Origin of the sequence: Corynebacterium maris DSM 45190, assembly GCF_000442645.1 — a bacterium.
Taxonomy (GTDB): domain Bacteria; phylum Actinomycetota; class Actinomycetes; order Mycobacteriales; family Mycobacteriaceae; genus Corynebacterium; species Corynebacterium maris.
Genome location: NC_021915.1, coordinates 2,102,225 through 2,118,476 on the forward strand (window position 1 = coordinate 2,102,225; position 16,252 = coordinate 2,118,476).

The 16,252-nt window shown below is 68.3% G+C and carries 17 protein-coding genes; 3 read left to right on the forward strand and 14 right to left on the reverse strand.

Going from position 1 to position 16,252, the window contains the following annotated elements:
• The first annotated feature begins 47 nt into the window (after positions 1 to 47).
• Positions 48 to 2,129 carry a TPM domain-containing protein gene (locus B841_RS09800; protein ID WP_020935341.1) on the forward strand — a complete coding sequence of 694 codons (2,082 nt, stop codon included), beginning with the start codon at positions 48 to 50 and terminating at the stop codon, positions 2,127 to 2,129.
• 21 nt (positions 2,130 to 2,150) lie between these two features.
• Here the strand turns inward: B841_RS09800 and B841_RS09805 are convergent, their stop codons facing one another.
• From B841_RS09805 to B841_RS09815, 3 genes are read right to left on the reverse strand one after another with little or no spacing between them, the layout of a single operon-like run.
• Complete coding sequence (locus tag B841_RS09805; protein WP_020935342.1) at positions 2,151 to 2,639, reverse strand: hypothetical protein; 489 nt, start codon at positions 2,637 to 2,639, stop codon at positions 2,151 to 2,153.
• A gap of 18 nt (positions 2,640 to 2,657) precedes the next feature.
• Entirely contained in the window at positions 2,658 to 3,179 is a 522-nt protein-coding gene (locus B841_RS09810; protein WP_020935343.1) for a hypothetical protein, read from the reverse strand.
• The gene (locus tag B841_RS09815; RefSeq protein ID WP_020935344.1) at positions 3,179 to 4,561 is read right to left on the reverse strand and encodes a glycine--tRNA ligase; all 1,383 of its coding nucleotides are present in this window, start codon (positions 4,559 to 4,561) and stop codon (positions 3,179 to 3,181) included. The genes B841_RS09810 and B841_RS09815 overlap by 1 nt, the downstream gene beginning before the upstream one ends.
• A gap of 226 nt (positions 4,562 to 4,787) precedes the next feature.
• On the opposite strand from B841_RS09815, the gene B841_RS09820 reads away from it, so the two are divergent.
• Together B841_RS09820 and B841_RS09825 are read left to right on the forward strand one after the other, a co-directional pair.
• Entirely contained in the window at positions 4,788 to 5,276 is a 489-nt protein-coding gene (locus B841_RS09820; protein ID WP_020935345.1) for an ArsR/SmtB family transcription factor, read from the forward strand.
• A 45-nt stretch (positions 5,277 to 5,321) separates the two neighbouring features.
• Positions 5,322 to 5,759, forward strand: a complete 438-nt coding sequence (locus tag B841_RS09825; protein WP_020935346.1) for a Fur family transcriptional regulator — start codon at positions 5,322 to 5,324, stop codon at positions 5,757 to 5,759.
• A 21-nt stretch (positions 5,760 to 5,780) separates the two neighbouring features.
• Here the strand turns inward: B841_RS09825 and B841_RS09830 are convergent, their stop codons facing one another.
• The 11 genes from B841_RS09830 to hemW form a co-directional block, all read right to left on the reverse strand.
• Entirely contained in the window at positions 5,781 to 6,881 is a 1,101-nt protein-coding gene (locus tag B841_RS09830) for a VIT1/CCC1 transporter family protein (RefSeq protein ID WP_020935347.1), read from the reverse strand.
• Positions 6,882 to 7,640: an isoprenyl transferase gene (locus B841_RS09835; RefSeq protein WP_020935348.1), complete on the reverse strand. Its 759-nt coding sequence runs from the start codon at positions 7,638 to 7,640 to the stop codon at positions 6,882 to 6,884.
• Positions 7,641 to 7,654: 14 nt separating this feature from the next.
• The gene (gene recO, locus B841_RS09840) at positions 7,655 to 8,407 is read right to left on the reverse strand and encodes a DNA repair protein RecO (protein ID WP_020935349.1); all 753 of its coding nucleotides are present in this window, start codon (positions 8,405 to 8,407) and stop codon (positions 7,655 to 7,657) included.
• Positions 8,408 to 9,328: a GTPase Era gene (gene era / locus B841_RS09845; protein WP_020935350.1), complete on the reverse strand. Its 921-nt coding sequence runs from the start codon at positions 9,326 to 9,328 to the stop codon at positions 8,408 to 8,410.
• 129 nt (positions 9,329 to 9,457) lie between these two features.
• Complete coding sequence (gene pdxY / locus B841_RS09850; protein WP_020935351.1) at positions 9,458 to 10,306, reverse strand: pyridoxal kinase PdxY; 849 nt, start codon at positions 10,304 to 10,306, stop codon at positions 9,458 to 9,460.
• 64 nt (positions 10,307 to 10,370) lie between these two features.
• Positions 10,371 to 10,976, reverse strand: a complete 606-nt coding sequence (gene ybeY / locus B841_RS09855) for an rRNA maturation RNase YbeY (RefSeq protein ID WP_020935352.1) — start codon at positions 10,974 to 10,976, stop codon at positions 10,371 to 10,373.
• Positions 10,973 to 11,968: a PhoH family protein gene (locus B841_RS09860; RefSeq protein ID WP_020935353.1), complete on the reverse strand. Its 996-nt coding sequence runs from the start codon at positions 11,966 to 11,968 to the stop codon at positions 10,973 to 10,975. Before B841_RS09860 ends, ybeY begins: the two co-directional genes overlap by 4 nt.
• Positions 11,969 to 12,011: 43 nt before the next feature.
• Positions 12,012 to 12,722: a 16S rRNA (uracil(1498)-N(3))-methyltransferase gene (locus B841_RS09865; RefSeq protein ID WP_020935354.1), complete on the reverse strand. Its 711-nt coding sequence runs from the start codon at positions 12,720 to 12,722 to the stop codon at positions 12,012 to 12,014.
• On the reverse strand, positions 12,719 to 13,855 hold the full coding sequence (gene dnaJ, locus B841_RS09870; RefSeq protein WP_020935355.1) for a molecular chaperone DnaJ: 1,137 nt from the start codon (positions 13,853 to 13,855) through the stop codon (positions 12,719 to 12,721). The genes B841_RS09865 and dnaJ overlap by 4 nt, the downstream gene beginning before the upstream one ends.
• A gap of 50 nt (positions 13,856 to 13,905) precedes the next feature.
• Positions 13,906 to 14,937, reverse strand: a complete 1,032-nt coding sequence (gene hrcA, locus B841_RS09875) for a heat-inducible transcriptional repressor HrcA (protein WP_020935356.1) — start codon at positions 14,935 to 14,937, stop codon at positions 13,906 to 13,908.
• Positions 14,938 to 15,044: 107 nt separating this feature from the next.
• Positions 15,045 to 16,163, reverse strand: a complete 1,119-nt coding sequence (hemW, locus tag B841_RS09880; RefSeq protein ID WP_041632296.1) for a radical SAM family heme chaperone HemW — start codon at positions 16,161 to 16,163, stop codon at positions 15,045 to 15,047.
• Between the last annotated feature and the right edge of the window lie 89 nt (positions 16,164 to 16,252).

Genomic DNA, 16,252 nt, shown 5'->3' on the forward strand with positions numbered 1-16,252 from the left:
CGCCATCGCCCAATCCCCACAGGGCGGTTCCCGGTAGTCTTGGGTGCATGACTTCCTCGCGTTTCCGCTCGATTCTTCTCGGTGGCGCGTCCACCCTGGGCGCCGCCGCACTGGTGTCCCTGACGCCACTGGCCGCGGCCCAGCAAGCGCCCTCCCCCGCCCCTGCCCCGGCGGAGCCGCTGCAATGGCAGCAGGCGCAGGCCGAGGCCCCGGCGGGCACGGTACCGCCCGGGCAGTTGACCAACCGGGTCACGGACGCCTCCGGGGTCTTGAGCGCCAGCGAGCTCGCCGAGATCGAGGACGCGATCAACCAGTTCATGACGGAGAACCAGAAGTCGATCTTCATCGTGTACCTGCCGTCGTTCGGCCAGTACACCCCGCAGCAGTGGGCGGAGCAGGCCGCGGCGGCCAACGGCGGCGGCAACACCCTGGTCGCGGCGATCGCCACCGAGGACCGGCAATACAACTTCGGGGCAGACACCAGCGCCGGATACTGGACGGAGCAGGAGCTCGACGACATCGACTCCGCCATGTACGGCCCCCTCGTCGAGTCCGACTGGGCGGGCGCCGGCCTGGCCGTCGTCGAGGGCGCCGCCACCTCGGGCCAGATCTCCGGGGAGTCCGCCGCCTGGCTGGGCGCCGGCGGGGTGGCCGTGGTCGGCGCCGGCGCCGGCATCTGGGCCGTGTCGCGCCGCAACAAGAAGAAGACCTCCGCCCAGCAGCTGGAAACCGCCCGGGAGCTCTCTCCCGACGACACGGACGCGATGCTGCGCCTGCCGGTGGAGACCCTGGAGACCCGCGCCCAGGAAGCCATCGTCGCCACCGACGAGTCGGTGCGCCACGCCCGGGAAGAGCTCAACATCGCCGTTGCCGAATTCGGCGCGGAGCGCACCCGCCCGTTCACCCGGGCGATGAACAACGCCAGCGGCGCCCTGCAGCGCGCGCACCAGACGCAGCAGAAGCTCAACGACGCCATCCCGGAGACCGAACCGCAAAAACGCGCGATGCTGGTGGACATCATCTCCACGTGCGGGCTGGCGCAAGAGTCCCTGGACGAGCAATCGGCGGAGTTCGCCGAGCTGCGTAACCTCCTGGTCAACGCCGGACCGAAGCTGGACGAGCTGACGCAGCAGACCATCGCCTTGCGCGCCCGCGTGGAACCGGCCCGGGCCACGCTCTCGGATCTGCAGTCGCGCTACGACGAGGCGATGCTGGAATCCATCGACGACAACGTGGAGATGGCCGAAGTCGCCCTCGAACAGGCGGAGCAGCAGCTGGAGAAGGGCCGCGAGCTGGAAAATAAGCCCGCCGGCCAGCAGGGCGGGCTGGTCAACGCCATCCGGGAGACCGAACGCGCCCTGGACCTGACCGAGACGCTGCTGGTGGGCGTGGAGCACGCCGACCAGGACATCGTCACCGCGCAGGAGGGCCTGCAGCCGCTGATCGACGAGGTCACCGAGGAAATCCAGGAGGCGGAACAGCTCAAGAAACGCGGCGTGAAGCAGGGCGCGCAGGCCGACTGGGAGGCCCTCGACGAGGCCGTCGCGGAGGCCTCCTCCGTGCTGGAGCAAGTCCGCACCCAGGCCGCGCGTGACCCGCTGGGCGCTTATTCCGAGCTCATGGACTCGGACAGCAGGCTGGACGTCCAGCTGGACGCGGTGCGTGAGTCCACGGCGTCGCAGGAACGCCAGTTGGCGTTGCTGGACAAGCAGCTGGCCGCCGCCCAGTCGCAGATCCAGTCCGCGGAGGATCTCATCGCCTCGCGTGGTGCGGTGGTCCAGGCCCAGGCGCGCACGTACCTGGCGAACGCGAAGCAGCTGTCCGCCCAGGCGATGCACGGGCGTAAGACGCACACGCGCCAGGCCACCGAGTACGCCCGCCAGGCGGCCCAGCAGGCGCAGCGGGCGTCGAAGCAGGCGCAGTCGGACGTGTCCGAGTACCGGCGCCGCATGACCACCCAGCAGGTCGGCGGCGGCGTCGGCAACGTGGTCACCGGCATCGTGTTAGGCCAGCTGCTCGGCGGCGGCGGACGCGGCGGATTCGGAGGGGGCTTCGGCGGCGGTTTCGGTGGCGGGGGCGGCTTCGGCGGAGGCGGCGGCGGGTTCTCCAGCCGCGGCGGCTCCTTCTAAGGCGCTGCCCGGCCAGTACAGCTAGATCAGGGTGCGGCGCACCGGGGCGTCCACCAGCACGCACGCCCAGGTGAGGAACACGGCGTCGAGCAGCGGCAGGGCGTCGGGGTGCGGGCCGTCCCGGACCTCGACGTCGCCGGTGAGCAGCGGCCGCACGTACGCGGCCACCTTGCCGTCCGCGGTTTCCACCGCGCGCTCCTTACGGAACACGGACGTCCGGTTGAGCCGGTAGCGTCGCCCGGCGCAATCCCCGATCAGCCGGGAGACGGTCATGCCGGGTTGGGTCACCCGGTAGACGTGGCCGTCGTCGGTGGTCGCCCGCACCCGGAAATACATGGGGCCGGACGAATGTTCCACGAGGAGGCGCTGGCCGCTGGTGACGATGACGTCGGCGCGGACGATGGCCAGGGTCTGCCCGGTCCCGTCGCGAAGCTCCGAACCGTCCCAGACCCATTGGCCGCCGGAATCGTCGGTGAAGATTCCGGCGCGGTCGCTGCTGAGATTAGGCACAGGGCCAATCTATCGCGCCTAGATGATAAAGGCGAGAACCCCGGCGATGCTGAGAATGATCAGCGTGACGATCAACGCGTTCGCCGTCTGATCCATCCGCGACTCCAGCGCCAAGCGGGCGAACCAGCTCAGGGCGACGACGTCGTCGCTGTCTAAGCCGTGGTCCTCCGCTTCCCCCTCGAACTCGAGGATCGCCTTGCGCACGCCGTGGTGCGAGCCGGTGAACTGGGCGATCTTGTTGTCGTGGTTGTCGTCGATGATCCAGTCGTTCTTGTTCTCGTTGACGAGGGTGAACGAGTGCCCGTTGAGGGAGACCTTGAGCTGTTTGTCGCGCGGGAACTTGCCGGCGGCGCGGTAGACCCGGCCGTCGGCAAGCGTGGCCGTGGCGCCGAGGTCCTTGGAGTAACTCAACTCCCAGGTCTCCCCCGCGACGGCCGCCTTTTCCGCGGCGGTGTCGAACACCGCCAGCTCCAGCGGTCCGTCTTCGGCCAGCAGCCTGGGGCGGTCGCGGTCTCCGCGGTCCCAGCTGGTGTAGTGCATCAGCAGCCGATCAGTCGCTGGGCCAGGTATCCCTGCAGCTCATCCAGCGGCACGCGCTCCTGCTCCATGGAGTCGCGCTCGCGGACGGTGACGGCGTTGTCCTCGAGGGTGTCGAAGTCGTAGGTCACGCAGAACGGGGTGCCCGTCTCATCTTGACGACGGTAACGGCGGCCAATCGCGCCGGAGGTGTCGAAGTCGATGTTCCAGAACTCGCGCAGCTCGTTGGCGAGTTTCTGCGCCGGCTCCGCCAGCTCCGGCTTCTTCGACAGCGGCAGGACGGCCACCTTGACCGGGGCCAGGCGGCGGTCCAGCTTCAGGACGGTGCGCTTGTCCACCCCGCCCTTGGCGTTCGGAGCCTCGTCCTCGGTGTAGGCGTCGATGAGGAAGGCCATGAGCGCACGACCCAGGCCGGCGGCCGGCTCAATGGTGTAGGGGATCCAGCGCTCCTCCGCCTCCTGGTCGTAGTAGCTCAGGTCCTCGCCGGAGGCCTCTGAGTGCACGCGCAGGTCGTAGTCGGTGCGGTTGGCGATGCCCTCGAGCTCGCCCCACTTGGTGCCCTGGAAGCCGTAGGCGTACTCGATGTCGACGGTGCGCTTGGAGTAGTGCGACAGGTCCTCCGGCGCGTGCTCGTTCAGGCGCAGGTTCTCCGGATCGATGCCCAGGTCGATGTACCACTGGTGGCGGTTGTCGATCCAGTACTGGTGCCAGTCCTCGTCCTCGCCCGGCTTGACGAAGAACTCCATCTCCATCTGCTCGAACTCGCGGGTGCGGAAGATGAAGTTGCCCGGGGTGATCTCGTTGCGGAAGGACTTGCCGATGTTGGCGATGCCGAACGGCGGCTTCATGCGCGACGAGGTCATGACGTTCTTGAAGTTGACGAAGATGCCCTGCGCGGTCTCCGGGCGCAGGTAGTGCAGCCCCTCTTCGTCGTCGACGGCGCCCAGGTAGGTCTTCATCAGGCCGGAGAAGGCCTTCGGCTCGGTCCACTTGCCCGGCTGGCCGGTCTCCGGGTCGTTGATGTCGGCCAGGCCATTTTCCGGCTTGCGGCCGTGCTTTTCCTCGTACGCCTCGATCAGGTGGTCGGCGCGGTAGCGCTTGTTGGTGTGCAGGGACTCCACCAGCGGGTCGGTGAAGACCTCCACGTGGCCGGAGGTCACCCACACCTGGCGCGGCAGGATGAGCGAGGTGTCCACGCCCACGACGTCGTCGCGGCGGGTGACCATGTGGCGCCACCACTGACGCTTGATGTTCTCCTTCAGTTCCACGCCCAGCGGGCCGTAGTCCCAGGCGGAGCGGGTACCGCCGTAGATTTCACCCGCAGGGTAAATCAGACCCCTGCGCTTGCAGAGGTTGATGACGGTGTCAAGAACGGAAGCTGCCATGGCTCTGAACTCATTCTCCTGTGATAGGCGGTCAACTCGCGCCCAGTCTAGCCTGCGCGTGTTCCCTGTTTAGCAGGGGTCCACCACCGCAACATATCTAGGACACCTGTATAATATTGAAAAATGCCCCTCGCCTTTACAATTCACTCTATTTCGCCGAAACTCTTTCCTGGAAAGCCTCTTTCGGACTAGGGCGTAAGAAAACCTTTGAAGGAACGATCGCAGCGTGACCATTCGCCAACACGATCCCACATCCCTGCACAAGGCGGCCACCGTCATCGCCGCCCTCGATTCCCCTCTACGCCTAGACATCCTGATCAAACTCCACGAGCGGACGCACGTCGTCCATGAGCTCGTCTCCCACCTGGGGAAATCCCAGCCGCTGATCAGCCAGCACCTTCGCGTGCTCAAGCGCGCGGGGCTGGTGGAGTCGCGGCGCTCCGGCCGAGAAGTCTCCTACCGGCTGGTCACGCCCGAGACGATCGACGTCATCGACCTGGCCGCCCGCCTCGGCGAGCAGGTCAGCCAACGGCAGGGGCAGCAGGACGAACTGGCCGCCCGCCGGAAATCCCGGCGCGCCCGGGGGACGGACGTGGAGGAGTCCACCGTCTCCATCAGTAAGGCCGCGATCGTGGATCCTCCCACCCACGTGCACGAGAACATGCCGGGCCTGGTTCCCGCGACCCCGGAGTCACCGTCGCCGACGTCGAAGTAGCATGGAGGGACACATCCCAGTCCCGTCATGTCAGGAGCAGCATTCATGTCCCCCGTGAACTCCGGGGTCCCGAAGCTCGGGGCGCGCAACACCCGGCAGCGCACCGCCGTCGTCGAGCTCATGAAAGGACTCGACAACTTCAGCTCCGCCAAGGATATCTACTTAAAGCTGGAGGAGCGCGGCACGAAGGTGGGGTTGACCACCGTGTACCGCACCTTGCAGTCCTTGGCGGAGGTCGGCGGGGTCGACGCGTTGCATATGGCGTCCGGGGAGACGCTGTACCGGGCGTGTCATTCGGATGTGCATCACCATCACCTGGTGTGCACGGAGTGCGGTTTCACGGAGGAGATCGACGGCGGTCCCGTCGAGGCGTGGGCCAAGGGGGTCGCCAGCCAGCACGGTTTTACCTTGACGGGGCATGACGCCGAGATCTACGGCGTTTGCGGCGCGTGCGCCGAGGCGGGGGCCGGGAAGGAAGCGTAGCCCGCCTCAGTCTAAGAGGGCTCAGCCTAAGAGGGCGCCGAAGAGCAGCCCCAGCACGTAGGTGACGCCGGCGGCGCCGAGGCCGATGAGCAGTTGGCGCAGGGCGCGCGCGGCGGGCGGTTTTCCGGACAGCAGGCCGGTGATGCCGCCGGTGATCAGCAGGGCGACGGACACCAGCACCAGGGCGATGATCGCGCCGACGGCGGCCGGGGCGCCGAAGAGGAACGGGATCAGGGGGATGAACGCGCCGAGGCTGAAGCACACGAAGGAGGACAGGGCGGCCACCCAGGCCCCGCCGTGGCTCTGCTCGTCCGGCGCGGCGGGCGCCGGGGCGGGGGCGTGGGCGTCGCGGGCGTCGTGGCGCGGGGCCGTGGAGATGCGGGCGAAGGTGTCCGCCGCCTTGTCTGCCGCGTCCTCGGCGCTCATGCCGCGGGCCCGGTAGACCAGGGCCAGTTCGTTGGCGTTGACGTCGACCTGCCCGGGCAGGGTGTGGGCGGCGGCGTCGGGTGTGGAGGCCTCGAGCAGCTCCGACTGGGATTTCACCGACACGTACTCGCCCGCCGCCATGGACAGCGCGCCGGCCAGCAGCCCGGAGATGCCCGTCAACAGGATCGCGGTGGACCCCAGTCCGGAGCCCAGCACGCCGAGCACCAGCGCCACGTTGGAGACCAGGCCGTCGTTGGCGCCGAAGATCGCGGCGCGAAATCCCCCGGAGATCCGTTCCCGGCCGCGGGCGGCCAGGGCGCGGACGACTTCGGCGTGCATCCGCTCGTCGGCGGCGATCTGTGGGGAGGCGTCCTTATCGTCGATGTAGGGGCTGCGGGATTCGGCGGTCTGCATCAGCGCCAGGGTGAACACCGAGCCGAAGTGTTTGGCCATGAAGCCCATGACGCGGGTGTTTAAGTCCGGTTGCCGGGGCATGCCGACGTAGTCGCCGAGTTTGTCGCGCCAGTATTGCTCGTGCCGGGATTCGGCTTCTGCCAGTTCCAGGAGGATTTCCCGCTCGGCGCCCTCACGTTTGCGGGCGAGCTCCCGGTAGACGGCGGCCTCGGCGCGCTCGTTGGCCAGGTAGCGGCGCCAGGTGTTGATTTGCGCGCGCGTGGGCGGTTTCTGCACGGGCATTTACTTCGTGCCTCCGAACCTGCGGTCGCGGCGGGCGTATTCCACCACGGCGTCGAACAGGTCCTCGTGGGTGAAGTCGGGGAAGAGCTTGTCCTGGTAGATCATTTCCGCGTAGGCCGACTGCCAGGGCAGGAAGTTGGAGGTTCGCCGCTCCCCGGAGGGGCGCAGGAACAGGTCCACGTCCGGCATCCGCGGGTCGTAGAGGAACCGCGGGAAAGTCTTCTCAGTGATCTCCTCGGGCCGCAGCCGTCCGGCCGCGGCCTCGTGGGCGATGGTGCGCGCGGCGTCGATGAGTTCGGCGCGTCCGCCGTAGTTGACGCACATGACCAGCGTCATACGCGTGTTGTTTGCGGTCATCTCCTCGGCGGCCTCCAGTTCCCGGATCACCGAGCGCCACAGCCGCGGGCGCCGGCCCGCCCACACCACGCGCACGCCCTTCTCGTGCAGGACGTCGCGCTGACGGCGCAGCACGTCGCGGTTAAAACCCATCAAAAAGCGGACCTCGTCGGCGGCGCGGCGCCAGTTCTCCGTGGAGAACGCGTAGGCGGACAGGTACGGCACCTTAAGGGCCAGGCAGGCGTCGACGACGTCCATGAGCACGGCCTCGCCGCGTTTGTGTCCTTCGGTGCGCTTCATGCCGCGCTGCTGCGCCCAGCGGCCGTTGCCGTCCATCACTAAGGCGATGTGCTCGGGCAGGAACTCCGCGGGGATCGTCGGCGGGTTCAGCGCCGCTGCTTGGGGGTTATTCGGCTCACTCACGCCTCTATTGTGCCCTATCGCTGATCCATGACCTGCACACTGGTGATTGTGGTCTCCACGTGCCACTGCAGGTGCGCCACGGTCAGCCGGTGCGCCGCCGCCACCAGCTGCGCCCCGCCGTCGGCCTCGGCGATCTGCCGGGCGGCGGGCCAGTGCGAGTGGGCCAGCAACCACATCAGATGCAGGGTCTCCTCCGGCACCTCCGCGCTTTTCGACGGCCGGCACCGCACGCACGCCGCCCCGCCGATCCCGGGGTGAAACGCGTGGTGCGGGCCGCGCGCCCCGCACTGCGCGCAGTCGAACAACCCCGGCGCCCAGCCGGCGTGGCGCATCGCCTGCAGACAAAAGGCGTCGAGCACCAACGACGGGTGCCGGGTGGACTGCATGCGGGCGAAGGTCTCGGTGACGGACTCGTACAGGTACGGGTCACCCGCGGCGGCCTCGACGCCGGCGAGCCGTTCCGCGGTCTCCAGCACGGCGCTGGCCGCGGTGTAGCGGTCGTAGTCCTCGATGATCCCGGCGCCGTAGTAGGCCACGGTGTCGGCCTCCGCGACGGTGGCCAAGTTCTTGCCCCGGTACAGGTGCACGTCCAGAGCCACGAAAGGTTGCAGGCGGGAGCCGAAGCGGCTTTTCCCGCGGCGCACCCCTTTGGCCACGGTGCGCACCAGCCCGTGCTCGCGGGTCAGCAGCACCACGATGCGGTCGGCCTCCCCGAAGTCGTAGGTGCGCACCACCACCGCGCGGTCGCGGTAGGAGCCGCGGCGCATCTAAAACCCGAGCCGGCCCAGCGACTTCGGGTCCGACTGCCAGTTCTTGAGCACCTTGATGCGCAAATCCAGGTACACGTTGCGGCCCAGCAACTCGATGATTTCGCGGCGGGCCTGCTGCACGGTGCGGCTCAGGCGCCGGCCGTCGCGGCCCTCGATGATCTTCTGCTGGCCGGGGCGCTCCACATACAGCACGGCGTAGACGTTGAGGCGGTCGCGTTCGTCGTCCTCGAGCATTTCGTCGACCTCGACGGCCACCGAATGCGGCAGCTCGTCCTTCAGCCCGGTCAGCGCGGCCTCGCGGATCAGCTCGGAGATGCGAGTCTGGGTGTCGTCGTCGGTCAGGTGGTCGTCGGGGTAGAACTTCGGGCCCTCGGGCAGGTTCTTGACGATGACGTCGGAAAGCACGTCGATCTGCTCGTTGTTGACGGAGGAGACCGGCACCACGTCCACGTCTCCCCCGCCGAGCAGCTCGAAGACGGCCATGAGCTGGGCGGCGACCTCGTCGCGCGAGACGGCGTCGGTCTTGGTGACCACGCCGATGATCGGCGTGTTCGGCGACGCCTCCCGCACGTTGTCCAGGATCCAGCGGTCGCCGGGGCCGATCTTCTCGTTGGCCGGGATGGTCAGCCCGATCAGGTCGACGTCGGCGTAGGTCTCTTTGACCACCTCGTTGAGGCGCTCGCCCAGCAGGGTGCGCGGGCGGTGCAGGCCCGGGGTGTCCACGACGATGATCTGGGCGTCGTCGCGGTGCACCAGACCGCGGATCGGGTGGCGGGTGGTTTCGGGCTGGTCCGCGGTGATGGCGATTTTCTCACCGACGAGCGCGTTGGTCAGGGTCGACTTTCCGGTGTTGGGGCGGCCGACGAAGCTGACGAAACCGGAACGAAAGCCTTCCGGGGTGTCGGTGAAACTGTGCACCTGTCTCCTTGGGGTAGTGCGGATGAAATAGTGCCCTCCATCCTATCGCGCCCATTGATCATCGCCCAACCTGCGGTTATCCGCTATGCGCGCGCAGAGTGCCGGGCGGGCCGACCCCGCGCGCCGGAGTCAGATCTCGCGGACCTGGAACTGCAGGCGCGGCTCGGCGTAGTAGTGCTGCGCGTCGATCAGCCGCAGCTCACGCGAGTCGGCCTGGTAGGTGGTCTCCAGCAGGTCGTAGACCGAGGAGGCGGTGCGCGCCAGGGCGTCGGCGGCGTCGCGGTGCTTGATGTAGTGGCCGGTGAACAGCGCGGCGGTGACGTCGCCGGAGCCGTTGATCTTGAACGGCAGGTACGGCGTCTCCACGATCCACCGGCCGCGGTCGTCGACCACCAGCATCTCCACGGTGCCTTCCCTGCGCTCCGGGCGCAGCACGGAGGTCACCAGCACAGTGTTCGGTCCCATGGCGCGGGCGGCGTCCACGGCGGCGAGGGTGGAGTCCAGGTCGCCGGCCTGCCGGCCGGTGAGAAAGCCCAGCTCGAACTGATTCGGGGTGATCACGTCGGCGTGCGGGACGACGACGTCGCGCAGCAGCGGCGGGATGTCGTCGGAGACGTGGCAGCCGCTCTTGGCGTTGCCCATCACCGGGTCGCAGGCGTAGATCGCCTCGGGGTTCTCCGCCTTGATCTTGGCCACGGCGTCGACGATGACGTGCGCGATGTCGGGCCCGCCCTGGTAGCCGGAGAGGATCGCGGCGATGGAGGCGAATTCGCCGCGCTCGCCGACGCCGGCGATGACCTCGGCGACGTCGGCCGCCGGGATCATCGGGCCGCGCCAGGCGCCGTAGCCGGTGTGGTTGGAGTAGTTGACCGTGTGCACCGGCCACACCTCGTGGCCGATGCGCTGCAGCGGGAAGACGGCGGCGGAGTTTCCGACGTGTCCGTAGGCGACGGCGGACTGGATCGACAGGATGTTCATGACAAGCAATTGTGCACCCTGTCCGGCGGGGGCCGGGCATCGCCCCGCCGGATTTATTCAGGTATTACTTGTCGTCGGCGCGGGGTTCGCCGATCGCGGGCAGTCCCCCGCCGGGCACGACCTCGTCGAGTGCGGCGCGGTCGGCGGCGCTCGGGAAGGCCGCCGCCCCGCTGGGCTTGGGCTGGAACTCCACGCCGCGGCGGGTCACGTCGTCGTACCAGTCGGCGAGCAACTCGTTTTGCAGGGCGAACATCTCGCGCTCGGACTCGGCGTCGGCGTGGTCGTAGCCGAGCAGGTGCAGGGCGCCGTGGACGGTCAGCAGGGCCAACTCGTGGCCCAGCCCATGCCCGGCGGCGGCGGCCTGCTTCTCGGCGAACTCCGGGCACAGCACGATGTCGCCGAGCATCGCCGGGCCCGGCCCCGGCGCGTCGGGGCGCCCGCCGGTGCCGGGGGTCAGCTCGTCCATGGGAAAGCTCATGACGTCGGTGGGCCCGTCCAGGTCCATCCAGCGCACGTGCAGGTCGGTGATGACCTTTTCTTCCACGCAGGTGAGGGTGACTTCGGCGTCGGGGTGGATGTCCATTTCGCCTAAGACGAAGGAGCAGACGTCGACGAGCATTTCTTCGTTGACTCCGCCGTAGCCGGATTCGTTCAGGACTTCGATGCTCATTGCTGGGCTTCCTTTCGCTGCGCCGCGCGGCGGGCGTTGTCTTCGTCGTAGCTGTCGTAGGCGGTGACGATGCGCCCGACCAGTTGGTGGCGCACCACGTCGGTGGAGGACATGTCGGCGAAGTGGATGTCCTCGACGCCGTCCAGGATGTGGCGCACGATGTGCAGGCCGGATTTGGTGCCGCGGGGCAGGTCCACCTGGGTGGCGTCGCCGGTGACGACCATCTTGGAGCCGAAGCCCAGACGCGTGAGGAACATCTTCATCTGCTCGGGCGTGGTGTTTTGGGCTTCGTCGAGGATGACGAAGGCGTCGTTGAGGGTGCGCCCGCGCATGTAGGCCAGCGGGGCGACCTCGATGACGCCGGCCTCCATGAGTTTGGGGATCATCTCCGGGTCGAGCATGTCGCGCAGCGCGTCGTAGAGGGGGCGCAGGTAGGGGTCGATCTTGTCGTTGAGGGTGCCGGGCAAAAAGCCGAGTTTTTCGCCGGCCTCGACGGCGGGGCGGGTGAGGATGATGCGCTGGACTTGCTTGGCCTGCAGCGCCTGCACGGCCTTGGCCACCGCCAGGTAGGTTTTGCCGGAGCCGGCGGGGCCGATGCCGAAGACGACGGTGTGCTCGTCGATGGCGTCGACGTAGTTCTTCTGCCCCGCCGTCTTGGGCCGGATGGCCTTGCCGCGGCGGGCGATGATGTCGGAGCCCATGATCTGACTGACCGACTGGGGCGTTTCCACCGTGACGATGTTCAGGGCGTGTTTGACCCCGTCCGGGGAGATGGTGTGCCCGCGGCGGGCGATCGCCTCCAGTTCGCGCAGCACCTTGCCGGCGCGGGCGACTTCGAAGCCGGGGCCGGTGACGGTGACGACGTGCCCGCGGGCGAAGAGGTCGGCGTCGATGAGGTTGTTGAGGACCCGGAGGTTGTCGTCGTTGATTCCGAGCACCTCGCCCGCGTAGGCGGAGTCGAGTTCGATCTTGGTTTTGACCACGTCAGCCACTATGGCGCCGGCCCTGCCTTTCCTTAAACGATTGTGGGTGAGCTTACCAGCGCTTGAGCGCCCCGATGGCCGACAGCGCCACCATGGCGGCGCTGGCGGTGCGGTAGACCTCCGGGCCCAGGCGCACGGCACGTGCCCCGAGGGCGTCGAGTTCCTCCTCGCCGACGCCGCCTTCCGGGCCGATCAGCAGGTAGAGCTTGTCGACGTCTAGGTCCACCGCCCCGATCGGTTCGGCGGCGTCCTCGTGCAGCACGTAGGCCGTGTGCCCGGCGATGAGCTCGGCGAGCTGGCTCGTGGTGACCGGCTTATTGATCGGCGGGATGCGCGTGCGCCGCGACTGTTTCGCCGCCGCGGTGGCCGCGGCCTCCCACTTGGCGACGTGCTTGGGGGTCTTGGCGTCCGTCCACTTCGCCTCGCAGCGGGCGGCTTGCCAGGGGATGATCTCGTCGGCGCCGGCCTGGGTGGCCAGGTCGACGGCCAGTTCGCTGCGCTCGGATTTCGGCAGCGCCTGGACCACCACGACGTACGGCCGCGGCGGCTGGTGCGGGTGACGCTCAATGACCTCGCCGACCAGCGTGTCCTTGCCGCTGACCTCCGCCACCTCCACGGTGGCGGCGTCGCCGGAGCCGTCGATGAGCAGGACCCGCTCGCCCGGCTGGATGCGCTTGACGGTCACCGCGTGGCGGCCCTCCCCGCCGGTGAGCGTGAGCCGCTCGCCGGCCAGGGAGTCGGTGAGAAAGACCGGCAGGCTCATCGCCGGAACCGGTCGCGCAGGCGGGAGAAGAACCCGCCGTCGCCGTCGTCGTCGCTGTGCACGGAGGAGTTCTCGGCGCGCAAGTCGCGGATCTCCTCCAGCAGGGAGCGGGTCTTGTCGTCGAGCTCGTTGGGCACCATGACGTTGACGTGGGCGATGAGGTTGCCGTGGCCTTCGCGGCGCAGGCGCGGCATGCCCTCGCCTTCGAGCACGATGGTCTGGCCCGGTTGGGTGCCGGGGGCGACCTCCAGGCTGACCTCCTCGCCCTTGAGGTCGGCGGCGGTGAAGGTGACGCCCAACGCGGCGTCGACCATGGGGACCTTGACGTCGACGTGCAGGTTGTCGCCGTCGCGGCGGTACACCGGGTGCGGCTTGACGCGGGCCTCCACGTACAGATCACCGGCGGGTCCGCCGCCGTGGCCGACCTCGCCCTGGCCGGACATGCGGATGCGCATGCCGTCGTCGATGCCCGCCGGGATGGTCACCGTCAGGTCGCGGCGCTTGCGCATGCGGCCCTGGCCGGCGCAGTGGTCGCACGGGTCCTCGATGATCTCGCCGAAGCCTTCGCACGTGCCGCAGGGACGCGTGGTGAGCACGTTGCCCAAGAAGGAGCGCTCCACGGACTGCACTTCGCCGCTGCCGCCGCAGGAATGGCAGGTGACCGGCTTGGCCTTGGTCTTCGAGCCGCTGCCCTCACACCGGTCGCACAGCACGGCGGTGTCCACCGTGACGTCCTTGCGCACCCCGGCGTAGGCCTCCTCCAAGGTGACCTCGGTGCGCAGCAGGGCGTCGTTGCCCGGCTGCACGCGCGAGCGCGGCCCCGAGGAGCCGCCGGCGCCGCCGCCGAAGAAGGCCTCGAAGATGTCGCCGAAACCGCCGAAGCCGCCCTGTCCGCCGCCCGGCATGCCGCCGCCGGACTCCATCGGGTCGCCGCCCATGTCCACGACGCGGCGCTTGTCCGCGTCCGTCAGCACCTCGTAGGCGGTGGACAGTTCCTTGAACTTCTCGGCCGCCTCCTCGGAGGGGTTGACGTCCGGGTGATACTTGCGAGCCAGCTTGCGGTACGCCTTCTTAATGTCCGCGTCCGACGCGGACTTGTCGACGCCCAGGATGCCGTAATAGTCACGAGCCACGTTATAAGAGTCTTTCTAAGTGAATTATTGTTGTTGACTGGTGGGCGATCTTACTCACCCTGCAGGATGCGACCCACATACCGGGCAACGGCCGAGACCTTCGACATAGTTCCCGGATAGTCCATGTAGGTCGGCCCCACCACACCGAGGCCGCCGAGCTTGCCGTCCTCTTCGTTACCGTACGCGCTGGTGACGATCGAAGTGACGTGGAGCTGCTTCTCCTCGTTCTCCTCCCCGATCACCACCGACACATTGCCCAGATCCGGCAGGTCCGCCATCAGCTTGAGCATGACCACCTGCTCCTCCAGCGCGGAGATCACGTCCGGCAGCCCGACGGGGAAATCCCGGGCGATCCGCGTCAGGTTCGACGCGCCCGCCATGATCAGCCGGTCGTTGGGCTGATCCACCAGCGTCTCCCGCAGCACCGTCGCCGCCCGCAGCATATGCTCGTGCAGCTCCGGCGGCACCTGATCCGCCAGCTCCGCCAGACTCGTCGACGCCTCCGCCATGGTCTTGTTCTGCAGCGCCTCGTTGAGCAGGTCGCGCAGGCGGTGCACCTGCTCCTCGGCGGCGGGCGCCGCCAACTCCACGTTGCGCTGGTCCACCCGGCCGGTGTCGGTGATCAGGACGAGCAGCAATCGCATCGGGCCAAGCGCCACCACCTCGCAGTGCTTGACGCGCGAGGTGTTCAGCGTCGGCAACTGGACCACCGCCGCCTGCCGGGTCAGCTGCGCCAGCAGATGCACGCTGCGGCGCAGCACGTCCTCCAGGTCGACGCCCTCTTCCAAAAACGTCACGATCGCGCGGCGTTCCGGGGTGGACAACGGCTTGACGTCGTGGATCGAATCCACGAACGCCCGATAGCCCTTCTCCGTGGGCACCCGGCCCGACGACGCATGCCGCTGGGTGATGTAGCCCTCGGACTCCAGCACCGCCATGTCGTTGCGGATGGTCGCGGACGAGACGTTGATGTGGTGTCTCTCCAGCAGCGCTTTCGACCCCACCGGTTCGTGCAGGGAAATGTAGTCGGCGATGATGGCGCGCAGAACTTGCCCGCGTCGCTGATCCGTCGCTCCCGCCATTGGCACTCACCTTCCTCGATTGCTAATTGCCCAGTGTAATCACTGACCGGCGCGGGGCAAATGCCCTCGTGCAGGCGGGAAGCGTGCCTTCGAAACGTCCCCGGAACTCAGCCCTCCTCGGCGATCAAGATGTCGGTGACGATGCCGTCCGCCAGCAACCGGCCACGGTCCGTGACCGCGAGACGATCACCGTCGACACGCAGCAACCCGTCGGCGACGTACTTGTCGACGAGCGCCCGCGCCCCGGCCCCCACCCAGGTGAGCGGAACGCCCTCGCGCAGCCGCAGCCCCAGCATCATCCGCTCCGTGTGGCGGTCCTGCGGCGTCAACTCCTCCGTCGCCGCGATCGGCAACCCTTCGGCCGCGTAGTACCGCGCCGGGTGCTTGACGTTGTAGAAACGCCTGTCGCCCAGGTGCGAGTGCGCGCCGGGGCCGGCGCCCCACCAGTCGCCGTCGCGCCAGTAGATCATGTTGTGCTCGCATTGCCCGCCCGGCTTCGCCCAGTTGGAGACCTCGTACCAGTCGAAGCCGGCGCCCTCCAGCCGCTCGGAGATGATCGCGTAACGGTCGGCGAAGACGTCCTCGTCCGGGGCGGGCAGCTCGCCGCGGCGGACTTTGCGCGCCATGGCGGTGCCGTCCTCGACGATCAGCGAGTAGGCGGAGACGTGGTCGACGTCGGCGTCCAGCACCGCGTCCAGGGTGCGGCGCACGTCGTCGTCGGTTTCGGTGGGCGTGCCGTAGATCATGTCCAGGTTCACGTGCTCCACGCCCGCGGCGCGGGCCTCCTTCGCCGCGTCGACCGCCCGGCCCGGGGTGTGCGCGCGCTCCAGGATGCGCAGCACATTCGACGCGGCCGACTGCATCCCCAGGGAGACCCGGTTGTAGCCGGCCTCCAAGATGCCCTCGAAAAACTGCGGCGACACCGACTCCGGGTTCGACTCCGTGGTGATCTCCGCCCCCGGCGCCAGGCCGAAGGAGTTGCGCACCGCGTCCAGCACCCGCGTCAGACCCGCCGCGCCCAGCAGTGAGGGGGTGCCGCCGCCGACGAACACCGTCTGCGCGGGCCGCCCGTGCTGCGCCGCCGCGGCGTCGAGTTCGCGCTCCAGCGCCTCGAGGTAGGCGTCGGTCGACGACGCCGCCCCCAACTCACCCGGGGTGTAGGTGTTGAAGTCGCAATACCCGCAGCGGGTGGCACAAAACGGGACGTGGACATAGACACCAAACATGCCGCCCACGATAGTCCACCCGACCTCTCCCGCCGAACGGTGGTTTCGTGTACTTTTGCTTTATCTGCTTTTACCACGATACCGCCCCT